This is a genomic window from Paenibacillus marchantiophytorum, from assembly GCF_014640555.1.
Classification (GTDB): domain Bacteria; phylum Bacillota; class Bacilli; order Paenibacillales; family NBRC-103111; genus Paenibacillus_E; species Paenibacillus_E marchantiophytorum.
This window is the reverse complement of the sequence record NZ_BMHE01000014.1, coordinates 86,021-100,899: the sequence shown is the minus strand read 5'-3', so window position 1 is coordinate 100,899 and position 14,879 is coordinate 86,021. Positions and strand designations below refer to the sequence as shown.

Below are 14,879 nucleotides of genomic sequence, written 5' to 3'. Positions count from 1 at the left end.
GGAGATTTAATGAACTGAATTGGCGCTATCGAGCAGATTTTAGGCGGAAAGGTGGTCGTTTGCTTGTAATAGAGCTTCTGGGGTTCATTAGATTTTCAGAATGGGCGATTTTGAGCGAATAAAGGGCATTGAGTTCGTAAGGGGTTGGGGCTTGTCCCAAGGTTCGTTGACTTGGCCCGGCTTGACTTGACTTGACTTGATGACCTAGCCGCCAGGCTAGGTTTTTTCTTATTGGCGTCCACGGCAGACTTCTCTGCTGTGGCGGTTTTCGGTTTCAGAAGGCCTAATGAACTGTAGGATGCTTATACAGGAGAAATTGGCTACTTTGGAGATTTAATGAACTGAATTGACGCTATCGAGCAGATTTTAGGCGGAAAGGTGGTCGTTTGCTTGTAATAGAGCCTCTGGGATTCATTAGATTTTTTGAATGGGCGATTTTGAGCGAATAAAGGGTATTGAGTTCGTTAGGGGTTCGGGCTTGTCCCAAGGTTCGTTGACTTGGCTTGACTTGATGACCTAGCCGCAGGCTAGGTAGATAGTTCTCCTGAATTTTTGTTTGTTGGACTAGGCTATGTGCTCCTTTATAGTGTGACAATAGTTCCTTTTGCATACAAAAGGCTAAGCCTGTCCCAACAGATCATCACAGGCGTCCAGCAGATGGCTGCCGGTAATTTGCACGATGTCATTCCGGTGAAAGGACGGGGCAGCATGGCTGATCTAGCTGGGCATTTGAATCAGATGCAGATTGGCTTCAAGACGCTTCTGGATAAGGAAATGCGAATCGAGCGCTTGAAAACGGAGCTCATTGCCAACGTCTCCCATGATCTCAAAACACCGCTCACCTCCATCATCAATTATGTGGATCTGCTGAAACAGAAGGATTTGCCGTCGGATACAATAGAGTCCTATGTCCAAGTCGTAGATCGAAAAACACAAAGGCTTAAGGTGCTAATTGACGATTTATTGGAGGCTTCCAAAATGTCGAGCGGCGCCGTCGAGCTGCACATGGAAACGGTTAATGTGTCTTCCTTGCTGAGCCAGGCGTTAGCCGAATTCAGCGACAAAATAGAAAACTCGGAAGTGTCTTTCCGCGTCCAAATCGAGCATCCTCAGATTACTGCGGCTTTGGACGGTCGGAAGACGTGGCGCATTTTTGAAAATTTGCTCTCCAACGCTTTGAAATATGCTATGCCGCATACCCGGGTGCATCTCAATTTGCGCGAGGATCATGATCATGTTGTCTTCACAATCAAAAACGTGTCCGCGTACGAGATCGATTTTGAAGTGGAGGAATTGTTTGAGCGCTTCAAGCGCGGGGATCAATCCCGGCATACGGAAGGCTCTGGCCTAGGACTGTCCATTGCCAAAAGCATCGCCGAGCTTCAAGGGGGAGACCTGCAGATTGAGATGGATGGGGACTTATTCAAAGTGACGGTTAGGTTCAAACGTAAACCAGACTGATTGTATTGCGTCATCACATCTTGAACTGTTAACATGATAGTTGAAATAACTGTGAAAGGGGGAGTGAGGGTGCAGTGGTTTAGTAAATTCACAATCAGGAATCAGCTCGCGGTTCTGGCAGCTTCAACGCTTATTCTGCTCGTCCTTATTTTTAGTGTGTTTTATGCCCTAAACAAAGATATTAGTAAGAAGAAAAATAACGAATACACATTAAATCTCCTTTCCCAATTCCAGCAAGATGTGGCTGCCAATAGTAATGGCATGCTTAAAATACTGATGAATATTGCCTATAATCCTGACATGCAGTCCTACATGCTGGAGAATGAATACGATAAAAGATATGAAAATAGCAAAAAAATTAGCACGGTCTTAAATAATGCTAGATTAATGAAAGACGGGATTGTCGATGTGATTGTTGTGGGAAACTCAGGTTCTTTCTTCAGCACGTATGGAGGGAATGAATATGTGAACAGGTATCAAAACTTATTTGGCAGTCTCCCCTTTATCACAGGTCTGAAAGAAATTAATTATGGGTCCAATATACCGGGGAACCAATTTTTTATTGCCGGTGTATCTGTTTATGGTATTTATGATCCCGATTCTATCGGCAAGCAAATAGGTTATTGCTATTTAGTCATAGACGCCCAAAAAATCACTTCACTTTCCTTCCCTAAGCTAGGTAAAGAAGAAATGAAGTTTTATTTCTTAGATCGCGATCAGCAGATATTCTCATCGAATGATCCAGCTTCTGTGGGAGGGAATGCTAACTTTCTTGAAGCAGCGGCAGCATTAGATGAACCCTCCACGCTCACATTACACGGTGAAAGACAAATTGTTCAAACAAAAAAGCTTCCAGAAATTGGGGGTACCCTTATTAGTACGATCCCTGAGAAAGTCTTATATACGGAAATTAGAGATTTGCGATTAAAAGTGCTCTATATGCTGCTCACCGCTATATTCATCCTCATCGTTCCCTTTACACTTATCATGAACAACCTGATTAAACCGATTCGCCAAATGACGAATTTCATCTTAGGCATTCGAACCCAACAAACCGTAACGCCTAGACAAGAGATTAAGCTCAACGGCTATTTCGAAATGACGATTCTTTCTTCCAAATTAAATAGGATGTTCGATGAAATCGACTCTCTAACGCAAGATCTGATCGATGCGGATGTGCAGCTATATAAAGCTGAGCTCGATAAAAAACAAGCGGAGTTGGCTTTTTTGCAAAGCCAGATCAATCCGCATTTTCTGTATAACACGTTTGAAACGATTAAAGGAATGGCGTCTATCAAAGGCGTTCATGAAATCAAAGACATCGTACAGGATTTAAGCCGTATTTTTCGCTACAGTATCAAAGGTTCAGAGGAAGTTTCGCTCCGGGAGGAGCTGGATATGGTAGGCGCGTATTTGCGCATTCAAAAAGCCCGCTTTAAAGATCGATTTGATATTGAAATGGATATTGTCCCCCTTGCGATGAAAGGCAAAGTACCCAAGATGATCCTTCAGCCCATCGTTGAGAATGCGATTATCCATGGTCTAGAGCCCTTATCCGCCAAAGGTAAGCTGCTTATCAAGGCTGAAATTGATGCCTATAAGAGACTGGTTATTACTGTCAAAGATAACGGGGTTGGCATGAGGGATGAAGTGCTTGAAGCAATGAACAAGAATCCAGACGAGACGAACAAGCTTAATCAACATTTAGGCATGAATAACGTGGCGAATCGGATTAAATTCATATATGGCGAACCCTATGGCCTAAGTCTCCATAGTGAGGAAAATCAAGGTACAGAGGTGATTTTTCATCTACCTTTTAAGGAGGAAGCTTATGTTTAAAGTGTTATTAGTGGACGATGAAGAGTGGGTTGTACAGAGCTTGAAGCATAGCATAAACTGGGAGGAATTCGGGTTTCAAATTATTGGAGAAGCGAATAGCGGGGATGAGGCGCTTGATTTCATAGAAACGAATAAGCCGCATTTGGTCATTACCGATATTAAAATGCCTGGCATGAATGGTCTTGAATTGATCAAAAAAGTAATAAGCAAGGATTCGGCGGTACAATTCGTTGTGGCCAGTGGACATGCGGAATTCGTGTATGCACAGAAAGCGCTTCGTTATGGAGCAATCGGCTACTGCTTAAAGCCGTTTGAAGAACATGAAATCGGTGAGTGTTTAGTAAAAGCGAGATTAAATCTCGAAGCTAGAAGAAAAAACGATGATCTGGAATTCATCGATCTACTGTTTGGACAAAGCGAGCCCGACTATGAGAAAGTGAAGGGCATCTTGCACAGTGAAGGCGTACAGGCAGATAGAAATGAAATGGCTGTTATTCAAATTTTAGACAAGAAACTTGTCCCCCTTGAAGTGAAAGTTCCATTTTGCAGTTTGAAAACAGGACCCCGCAAAATGGTTTTTGTAATCAACCAATCCGATTTTCAGGCTTTTATGGAGACTGTGAAATCCTTCCCGCATAGCGGAGCAGGCTATTCAACCAACATTAAGCTGCATGAACTCAAAGACGCCGTGCAGGCAGCCAATATCTCTGCGTTCCATCATTTTGTAACTGGCTCTAAGGACTGCTATCACATTGTGCCAACTTCTACTAACTTCCGAGGCTATTTGAGCGATATGGCAGATGCCATGGCGAAGAAAGATCTGAAATTGATTGATTATGCTTTTCAGGAACTAACGCATTGTTTTGCAGGAGGGCAGTGTACGGTCAAAGATGCTTATTGGGTCTATTGTCAAATCGTGTATTATGCGAATGACAGACTTGCCATGCAAATAGAGGTGGAAATTGATAATTTCGAGCAGCTTTGCTCTGTTTATATGAATGTGAATGACATGCTGGCCGATCTTGGGCGTCAAGTAAACCAACATATTATCTCCTTCACGCAAGCTGTCCATATGGAAATTGAACATCAAACGATCCGTGAGATTGCTCAATATGTGAATGAAAACTTTTATAAAGACATCAATTTGAGCGAGATTTCTAAATTATTTTATGTAACGCCGAATTATGTAAGTTATTTATTCAAAAAAGAAATGGGCGTTAATTTCACGGAATATATAAGCAAATTGCGAATTGATTACGCGGGAACGCTACTGCATAATGCCAATCTAACCATTCAACAGGTGAGTGAGAAGTCAGGCTTTAATGATTATTTTTATTTCACTCGCATATTTAAGAAAGTGACAGGCTTGACCCCGTCTGAATTCAAAAAGAAAAATAAATAACTGTTTCTGAACAAATCCAAAATGATATGAACGATTTCATGATTTGATATGTAGGAATCTACGAATAGGAAATAGGGATTTCCTGGAACCTGAAACTGTCTATAGGATAGTTGGAAATCGTCTATACTTCCTTTGCGTTTCTTATATTAAAGTTATGTTAAGAAAACGTTTGCATCTTGAGGAGGGTTCCTATGGAAACAACAACGAACTTAGTCGTGAACAGGCAGGTTCGTAAACGATCCAACTTATGGGAAAGGATACGTTACCATAAGTATTTTTATATCATGTTAATACCAATAATTGCATGGTATATCATATTTTGTTATGTTCCGATGTATGGTGTGACGCTAGCGTTCAAGACCTACGATTTTAGCAAAGGCATTACAGGAAGTCCCTGGACCGGTATTCAGAACTTTAAGGATATTCTGAATGACAGTCAGTATCTAAGTTCTCTAAAGAATACGATCATCATAAGCTTTGGCAAATTGATTTTTCATTTTCCTATTCCGATCCTGCTCGCTTTTCTCATCAATCAGATTGCCGGGCAAAAAATGAAAAAGCTGTACCAGACTGTATTTACGTTTCCGCATTTTATTTCTTGGGTCGTATTAGGAGGCATTATTACTAATATCTTGGGCTCACAAGGTGTTTACAACCAAATTATCGGTCTTTTCGGATTCGAATCTTCATCGCTGCTGACGAGCCCGTCGTTCTTCCGTCCGCTCATCTATATCACGCATATTTGGAAAGAAATCGGATGGGATTCAATCATTTATTTGGCAGCGCTTGCAGGCATCAATCCAGAGCTGTATGAAGCTGCTGATATGGACGGGGCTAGTCGGCTCCAGAAAATAGGCCATGTCTCTTGGCCTGGCATTAAATCGACGGTGGCTATCCTATTTATTTTAACCGTAGGTCTCATGATGAATGTTAGTTTCGATCAAATCTACAACTTGTACAGCTCGCCTGTTTACGATGTAGGCGACACCGTGGACACCTATATTCTAAGAACAACGATGTCCGTTGGAAGCAATTTTGGATTATTAGCGGCAGCTGGTCTTATCAAGTCCGTTGCGAGCATGTTTCTACTGCTGTTTGCGAATTTTGTTGTGAAGAAATTTGGGGAGCAAGGTCTTTTTTAAAGGAGGAGAAGAAGCAGTGAGGGCATCACCCACTTCAATGAGTCAACGATCATGGTCGAGTATGATACCGAATATTATTTTAGGATTTTTTGCAATCCTCTCGATATTTCCTTTTTATACGGTTCTTATTTCCTCTTTCGCATCCTTTGATGCGATTACAAGCAAGAAGGTTTATCTATTTCCAACATCTTTTGTTTTGAGCAATTATAAAACGATTTTGAGTCAGGAACAATTTTTCAGCTCCCTAGGCGTTACTGTATTTATTACCGTGGTTGGCGTCTCGCTCAATATGTTCCTTTCCGTAACTGGCGCCTATGCGCTCTCCAAAAAACAACTGCCTGGCCGCAATTTATTTTTATCTATGATTATCTTCACGATGTTTTTCAACGGAGGCTTGATCCCGTGGTATTTGCTGGTTAAGAACTTGGGCTTAATTGACAGCCTATTCGCGATGATTTTGCCGGTTGGCATCAACACGTTCTATCTCATCATTATGAAAAACTATTTCAACTCGCTGCCTGAAAGCTTAGAGGAATCAGCCAAAATAGATGGTGCCAATGATATTTACATTTTAATCAAAATTATTATTCCCATCTCGGCGCCTTTCATGGCTACTTTTGCTTTATTTTACGCGGTAGAACGATGGAATGAGTGGTATAACTCCTTATTATTCATCCATTCGCCTTCTAAAGTACCTTTACAGATCCTGCTTAGAGAGCTGTTGATTAATTTCAATACGGATATCGGCTCTATCGGCGCAGCCATCAGGGACAGCAAAAGCATCTATGTACAGGGTGTACAGATGGCATCTGTCGTGGTGACAAGCTTACCCATCCTGTTCGTCTACCCGTTTCTTCAGAAACATTTTGCCAGCGGTATTATGGTAGGGTCCTTAAAAGAATAGGACGACAATTCGTATAAAAAATACAGGGAGGCTTTAACGATGAAAATGTTGAAAAAGAATGCTGCTTTTTTGATGGCGGCTATGCTGGTCACCACTTCGCTAACTGCATGCAGTAAATCGAATACCGAGCAAAAAGCAGCAACCCCAGTACCGACTGCTGAAGCTGGAGCAAGTACGGCAAAGCCTGATGAAAGCAAGTACAAAGACACAATCGAACTCTCACTTGCTCTATGGGATGTTGAATCCGGCTTGGCCAAAGCGAAGGACGATGCCATCTATCAATATTTGTCCAAGAAATTTAATGTAACTTTCAAGCCGGTGGGAATTACTTGGGATGACTACGCCCAGAAAATTAATCTGTGGGCAGCTTCCGATTCACTGCCGGATATCTTCTCCATAGATGCGATTGGAACGCCAACGTTCTATAACTGGGTCAATCAAGGCATTGTTAAGCCGATTCCAAAGGATTTAACGAAGTATCCGAATTTGTCCACCTACTTGGACGTTAAGGATATTCGAGCTACGCAAATCAACGGCCAATATTATGGGATTCCTCGCCGTACGTATTCATCACTGGATTATAATGCCAATGACCGGGTCATCTTCTACCGCTGGGACTGGGCTCAGGCCGCTGGCGTAACCAAAGAGCCGGAAACCTTTGACGAGTACAAAGACATGATGGTGAAGATCGTTGCTTCGAATCCCGAAGGGAAAAAGCCGGTTGGCTTAACGGGGCTCGCCAAAACAGCGCCGGATGTTCTATGGACCTACAGCAATCCGTTAGCTTCATCCGATGGCAGCGGAGCGGACTCCAAATGGATCAAGGAGGACGGGAAATACATCCCTGCTATTTTTAGCAAAACGTCCATCCCGACCTTGAAATTAGCACGAGACTGGTTCGCATCCGGAATTATAGATAAGGATTTGCCGTTGTTAAAAGGAGAGCAGCATTATGAGAAGTTCGCATCCGGTAAAGCAGCTTCTATTGTTGTCAGCGGTGGTTATGTGAACGGCTATAAGAAAATCGAGAAAGACAGATTCAACAAGGTGTATCCAGATAAAAAGTTTACGGATGTCGTGAAGTCGTTGAAACCATTGGTAAGCTTGGATGGCAACCGCTATCACCCGGTATTTAAAACGTATTGGTCGGAAAGTTACTTTAACGCGAAAATAGATGATAAGAAATTGACGCGAATTTTGGATTTATATGACTATCTGCTGAGTCCAGAAGGTAAACGACTTGTGAATTATGGATTTGAAAATGTGGATTATAAATTGGACGGGCAAAAAATCATCCCGACTGATCCGAAAACGGTTATTGGCGAGAAATATCCAAGCACATTAGTCTTTAACACGCTAGCTACCTGGGAAACACCTTATGCGATGGACGATGCTAATGATCAAAGCTGGTTGAATAAGGATCTTCAAAAGGATGCCATCGCTTACATGAAATTTGTGAAAGCAAACACCAAAATTCCTGAATTTTCACCGGAGCTAACCCTTGTATCCACACCAGCCAAAGATAAATTCTCCGTCATTAATTCGGATTTGCTGATCAAAATTATGGCGGGTAAAGAAGATGTAGAGCAAATGTTCAACAAAGAAGTGGATGCTTACAAAGGCAAGGGACTAGATAAAGTGATCGAAGAAGTCAATGCCAAGGCCCAACAATTGGGCATGAAGTAAGGTTCTGAGGAGCGATAGATCATGAGTAAAGCAGACAAACGGCCGTTTTTCCCAGAAGTTAAGCAAGTGCAGCAGAATCCGGGAGCTTGGATTATTCCTGAAAAAGGGCTTGTCATTTACGCGGGTGCAAATGCCATGCAGGCAGCGAAATTCATGAAGGAAGCTCTAACGGAAAGCTGCAGTTGGGATATTCAGCTTGTCGAGGATGAATATGAGCGAATTCTATTAACTTGTTCAGGTGTGGATATGCAGCACCAAATCCTCGATGTTCCCCAAGAGGCCGAAGGGTATGCTTGCTCTGTCAGTGAACAGGGCATGCTGATTCAAGCAAATGCGTATCGCGGATTTCTCTATGGCTGGTTTGCTATGGAACAATGGCTGAAAGCCATGAGCGAAGAGAAGGAAGGCAAGCTTGCTTTACCTTATGTGACGTGCAGGGATTGGCCTGATGTTGCTGTTCGCGGGCATCACTTTGATTTCAAGGGCAGCGTCCCCCTCATGTCCTATGTCCAAGAAACCATGGAGAGGCTGGCGCGATTGAAAATCAACACCCTTTTAATCGAATATGAGGACCAGTTCCCTTACGCAAGCATCCCTCATGTTCACAAAAAAAATGGCTACACATCAGCAGAAATCAGAGACATGCTTGATTATGTGGAGCTTTATGGGATGGAAGTAATCCCCTTTATACAATGCTTGGGCCATGTTGATTACATGCTTAAACATCAAGAATATGCCCATCTGCGTGAAGATGGACTGACGTTTCAGCTATGTCCTTGTCATCCAGGGTCACTTGAACTTGTGAAGAAGATGATCGATGAGATTGTGGCATGGCATCCCGCAAGCCGTTATATTCACATTGGTGTTGATGAAGCGATGGCTCTAGGTAGATGTGAGAGGTGTCAGGGTTGGCTGCAAGAAACAGCTTCGGCTAGGGGGCGGGAAGATCGCTCCAAGGTGGATTTGTTCATCGACTATGTGAGCCAAGTAGCCGACTATGTGGTGTCCAAAGGGAAGAAGCCCATGCTTTGGGATGATATGTTTCATTCGGAGAAATGCGTGTATCGACTGAAGGAGCTGCCGGAAGGAACTGCAATCTGCTCATGGAGCTATTATGATAACGGCAGAAGCAATTGGGTGTGGTGGGCAGGGAGCTACTACTCGTCCAAACAATGGCTGGAGAAGGACCCCGGAGCGATTCCCAAATTGAATTGGTTGGAAGATTTGCCGGAACTCGAGCAGGACAAAATTCGTGCCTACTGGGACGCCGGAGAGTATCCCTTGTATGGAACGAATAATATCCCATGGATTAGGGAGTACCAGGAGCTTGGTGTTGAAGTTTTTGGAGCGTCCTGCGCAAGAGGAGCAGATCATTCGAATCAATGGTTTGCGAATCAAAATGAAAGAATCGAGAACGTATTATTTTGGGCGAAATATGCCAAGGATTCAGGGTTATCCGGGGTTATTTCTTCCGCATGGACCCGATTTTATTCGCTGTCCCCCTCTATTGAGCCGTGGGAAACCGGTTGGCTGCCGCAGGCCGCACATGCGTGTTGTGCTTGGCAGACATCAACGAGCCGGGATGACTTTGAAGCGCTGTGGACATACCTGTACGCCGAGGGAGATCCCAACTTGCTGAAAGCGATACATCTGATGGAGCAAGGTGTGAATTCGCTTAAATCACACTATTACTTTGCTGCGCAGCTGCTGCTTCATCAGTGTGAGATGAAGAATCCCCAGATGCAGCGCTATGTGGCATTTCTTAAATCGGCAGCGAAGTTCTCAGAGCTTGTGATTCTGCTCGACATTGCGCTCAGGGAAGTGGAATGGGTGATGTATGACTTGACCAACCAACCTTTGGGCTCGGATGTGATTATACAGCGCGGAATGAAAGCGTTGGATGGCTTATTGGCGGATGTAGGGAAATGGGAGCAGCATGCGCTGGCGATTTGTTCAGATTGGATGCTGCGCTCAGAGGCGGAAGAGATGGTTATGTCCAAGCTGCATCCATTCAAAGTGCGAGCGCAAGTCGTCAAAAAGCACAGAAGTGGGCAATTGCAAGTGGAAGCAGAAACGCTTGAAGTGCGTTAGACCATAGGCTGTAGAAAGTATAAGTTTTATACTTTTGCTTCGCATCTACCTGGACAAACGCGTTCGTCCTCAAAGGACGATGAAGTCGTTTATCCTTGAAATATAAGAGCTTATATGTTTTGGAGTGAACGCGGAGTTGCTCGAGCTGCCTCACGCGGAGGGAACTACGGTGCGCTATTCTAGTCAAAAGTGTCATTTTCGGGAGGGTGAGGGAACTACAGGTCTCTATTTTGCTGTTTCATGGAAATTTCAGCGCTTTTGTGGAAATAAGACCCTGTAGTTCCGCTAATACCCTCGCATCCCTACTTTTTGCCTATTTAGCGTCCCCTAGTTCCCTCTTACTAGGTTTTGCCGCTAAGAAGAGACTGATGTATCAGAGCAGCGATGCCGTTTTTCTAATCATGAAATTTGTTTAACAAAAGTTTAGGCCTATTGGGAAGGGAGGCGGTTATCACGTAAAGAGGCGTGGTGTTGATTAGGAAAGGTGGCATCTCAGTAAATGATGGGTGTACGAGTTAAATTCACAAGCAGAAAGGGACGATAATTGATGATGCGGCAGGTTTTAAAGAAGATGACTACCAAGAAAGTGACTGCAGAGAATACGATTGCAAAGAAAAGAGTTACAGAGAAAACGATTGCAAAGAGAGCGACTGCTAAGAAAGCAGCTTTACTTGCTCAAGCAAGCTTACTAGTCATGCTATCTTCGTTATTCAGCAGCCTGCTTCCGCAAGAACGTGCGCATGCTTACGACTATTACGGGCACGAAAGCACCGACATATTCAGGGAAGATTTTAATGGGAATACGTTGGATCCTAAGAAATGGCTCATCGCCGCTAAGCAATGGGGCGGGATGAATAACAACGGCGTCGTGCCTGAGAATGTTAAAGTTCAAAACGGCAACCTAATTCTTGAAGCGCACGGTGATTTGTACAATGGTCCGGTCAAGGGCTTATACAAACCAAACAAAAACAAGGAAGACATCACCCCCTATCATCTCCCTTACAATGTCGATACGGTGGAGCGAAGCAATAAAAGGGTGGGTGCAGCCATAGCTAGCAAAGCTTATTTGGGCTCAGGCAGATATACGATGTCCGCGAAGATTGTGCCTGATCTCGGCGTAGCTTCTACCATGTGGAGCTTTCATTATCAGGAATATTACGGATCGGTAGCCAATAAGAATGGCGTCAATGTCGCGAGTGGGGATCCAGAATACATTCGAGCCTTTAATGAAGGTCGACTGCTGCCAGAAGCTGGTGGTACCTATCCGGAATACTACGCTTATAATCATGAAATTGATATTGAACTTCCGGGCAGGCCGGGAGGGGCTCATACGGGGCAAACTTACGACAGAGCGCTTTTGAATACATTTACAGGCGAAGCAGACAATGAATATACAACAATTTATGCCAATCTGGGCGCCAAAGGGATTCATGTTGCGGACGGCAACTACCACAAATTTGAATATCGTTGGCATACGGGAGGCAACGGAGAAACGCCTAGGGTTGACTACTATATTGATGATCAATACATCGCAACCAATACTACAACACTTCCAACGAATGCAGGACGTCTATGGTTGGGAGTTTGGTTCCCTGACGCCTGGGCTGGCGCTTCGGCCAACTTCGATGTGAAGCAAATGGCTGTCGATTATTTTGAATTCGAGCCCTACCATGAACCTAACGACACGTGGGCGCCAGAAACATTTGCTGACGACGGCTGGGAGGATTCTGATTTCCGCCCGATGACAGCGAATGCTATTAACACGAGATGGGGCACCACTACAGGTGAGTTCCGTGACAACTTCGATGGCTCTTGGCTGGACAGCAGCAAATGGAAAGTTGCCAAAAAGAACTGGGGAGGCATGCTCGGCAATTCCAGAGTGAACGGGCAAAGCTGGAACGGCGGAGTACATCCAGACAACGTTAAGCTCGACGGTCAAGGGCACTTGGTGCTCGAGGCTCATGGTGACTATTACAATGGACTGCCTTTAGGCATAAACAGCAATGGCGTTCCGCGAAATGACGGTAAACGAGTGGGTGCAGCGATTGCTACCTCTCATTACTACGGCTCTGGCGAATACGAGATTCGCATGAAAATTCCAAAGGTGATTACAGGGCCAAACAATGAAGGCTTGCCGCATGGCGCCGTACCTGCTCTGTGGACCTTCCACTACCAGGAGATGGATGCTACGAGTCCCGAAGCCCAGCAATTTCACGCAGATCCTAATGCGGACTATTGGGTAAGCAATAACGAAATTGACATGGAATTCCCGGGACGTCCTGGGCCAGCGCATACAGGAATGACATTTAACAAAGCATTGTTCAATACGTGGCAAGGTGAAAATGAGACGGAATATCATACGAATTACACAGATTTAGGTTTGAATGTATCGGATGATCAATGGCATACGTACAAAATTATTTGGCAGATTGCCGACCCGGCTCATCAAGTTGCTCCCTATGTGCAATTCATGGTTGATGGCGTTACCAAATATACGGCAGCTGCACAGAATTTCATTCCCACCAAGCCAGGGCGCTTATGGTTAGGGTATTGGTTCCCCAAAAATTGGGGTGGAAAAGCGAATTTTGACAAATCCCAGTTGCTCATTGACTATGTGAATTTCAAACCGTACAGCACGTCTGGTGCCATGACCCAACAAGAGTCTTATCCGATGACGGGGTGGGCGGCGAACGAAGAGTATCCCGGATATTGCGTTTTTCCATGCACGTCAACTCAAGGACCAGTGTTAGATTCGCAAGCGCCGACAGCACCTACGAACCTGACAGCCACTTCAACGACGAATACGAGCGCCAACTTGTCATGGACGGCTTCGACGGATAATGTAGGCGTAACGGCATATGAGGTATATCAGAACAATGCCTTATATGCGACAGTGACGGGAACAACCTATGCGGTTTCTGGCTTGACTGCGAACACGACGTATAGCTACTATGTGAAAGCCAAAGATGCGGCAGGCAACACCTCCCCAGCCAGCAGCACGGTGAGCGTCACGACCTCTGGCGGAGCAATAGTGAACTTGCTTCTAAACGGCAATTTTAGTTCTGGACTTGTCAATGATTCCACGCAAGGATGGAAAACGATTCAAACGGGTGTTGCGGATGTTATTGGAGGAACGTTGAATTTACATCCTACCCCCGCGGATATTGCCGAAGTGGAGCAGCTCGTAACTGTTACGCCTGGCCAAGCCTACAAGCTAACGGGTAATATCTGGAGCACAGGCGACCCGACATATGGCTACATTTATGTGTACAGTGGGTCACAAATCATTGCCCAGGATTATACGAATTCCTCCAAAATACTAAATCTTATCCTGACTCCTTCGAGTAGTCAACTGCGCGTTGTGCTTAGTACGTATAAGCAGCAAACAGGAATCATCCATGTTGATAATCTAAGCTTAGCAACAAATTAAAAAAGCACGTATTGGGAATGAAAATAAGTAGAAATAGGCCATTGGGGGTTACCCCGTGGTCTATTATACGCCTCGTGGGAGGACTAGCTTAAGCAGTATGTGTGAGCCAGACTCCATCGAGGAATTCATCTAAAGTAATACGTACATGCACTTCTAGGCATCCACCCACATAGACTAATACTAATCACTAAGCGGAGGCTTCCAAAACAGCAATGATCCGCAAACACTGAAGGGGGTGGCTGGAGTGCCTGGAATTTTTAGTGCAATTGCAATCTTGATTAAGCAGCTGACCTTGCTCGTATCCTATGTGAAGAATAATGCCTTTCCACAACCTCTCACCAATGATCATTCGAGGAATAAATTAATTGAGCACAATTTAAGATTAGTTGCCCATATAGTAAAGAGGTTGTGAACACGAAGCTATGTAGATTTGTGGGACAGGCAATGTTTACACTATTTAATAATTTGGAATAATACTCATTAATTGTCAGTAAAGACTAAAAAGTGAATAGATTTAACTGTGCATGATCTTTATTGGACAGGGGTTCGACTCCCCTCACCTCCATACTGAAAACCCGCTCACAGAGCGGGTTTTTTGCTTTTAAGGGGCAGGAAAATAGACATCTTGTAGACAAGCAAAGAGTTAGGTCTTCTTTTCATGGAGATATGGTAGACATTTTGTCTATTATCAAGCCTATTCTTTATGTTCTGACTAAACGTGGGGAATGTATAAAGCTAACCTAGTTACTTACTCGAAACATGTGGAGTGCTTAATATTGATGGTTTTAAGAGAATAACAGAGATGTGACAGTTTGCTCAAAAGTATTGTTTATGTTAGTAGGCGGCTTAACTCAGTTGGTAGAGCGCTTCGCTGGCAGCGAAGAGGTCAGGGGTTCGATCCCCCTATTTTCCATAAGAGATTGG

At 44.1% G+C, this 14,879-nt stretch carries 8 protein-coding genes and 1 pseudogene; all 9 read left to right on the top strand.

All coding sequences use genetic code 11. From position 1 onward, the window contains the following. Positions 1-588: 588 nt before the first annotated feature. Positions 589-1,461, top strand: a complete 873-nt coding sequence (locus IEY34_RS15530; RefSeq protein ID WP_308423021.1) for a HAMP domain-containing sensor histidine kinase — start codon at positions 589-591, stop codon at positions 1,459-1,461. Between the two features lie 69 nt (positions 1,462-1,530). Continuing rightward, positions 1,531-3,300 carry a sensor histidine kinase gene (locus tag IEY34_RS15525; protein ID WP_189012784.1) on the top strand — a complete coding sequence of 590 codons (1,770 nt, stop codon included), beginning with the start codon at positions 1,531-1,533 and terminating at the stop codon, positions 3,298-3,300. Continuing rightward, entirely contained in the window at positions 3,293-4,702 is a 1,410-nt protein-coding gene (locus IEY34_RS15520; protein ID WP_189012783.1) for a response regulator transcription factor, read from the top strand. The genes IEY34_RS15525 and IEY34_RS15520 overlap by 8 nt, the downstream gene beginning before the upstream one ends. A gap of 191 nt (positions 4,703-4,893) precedes the next feature. Further along, positions 4,894-5,844 (top strand): ABC transporter permease, encoded by a 951-nt coding sequence (locus tag IEY34_RS15515; RefSeq protein ID WP_189012782.1) that lies wholly within the window; start codon positions 4,894-4,896, stop codon positions 5,842-5,844. A 16-nt stretch (positions 5,845-5,860) separates the two neighbouring features. Next, complete coding sequence (locus IEY34_RS15510; protein ID WP_229757664.1) at positions 5,861-6,748, top strand: carbohydrate ABC transporter permease; 888 nt, start codon at positions 5,861-5,863, stop codon at positions 6,746-6,748. 39 nt (positions 6,749-6,787) lie between these two features. Beyond that, positions 6,788-8,434 (top strand): extracellular solute-binding protein, encoded by a 1,647-nt coding sequence (locus IEY34_RS15505; protein WP_189012781.1) that lies wholly within the window; start codon positions 6,788-6,790, stop codon positions 8,432-8,434. A gap of 21 nt (positions 8,435-8,455) precedes the next feature. Beyond that, entirely contained in the window at positions 8,456-10,525 is a 2,070-nt protein-coding gene (locus tag IEY34_RS15500) for a family 20 glycosylhydrolase (RefSeq protein ID WP_189012780.1), read from the top strand. Between the two features lie 571 nt (positions 10,526-11,096). Further along, positions 11,097-13,955 carry a family 16 glycosylhydrolase gene (locus IEY34_RS37545; protein WP_189012779.1) on the top strand — a complete coding sequence of 953 codons (2,859 nt, stop codon included), beginning with the start codon at positions 11,097-11,099 and terminating at the stop codon, positions 13,953-13,955. A 244-nt stretch (positions 13,956-14,199) separates the two neighbouring features. After that, a pseudogene (locus IEY34_RS15490) lies at positions 14,200-14,361 on the top strand (RNA polymerase subunit sigma-70); the annotation flags it as partial. Positions 14,362-14,879 lie beyond the last annotated feature (518 nt).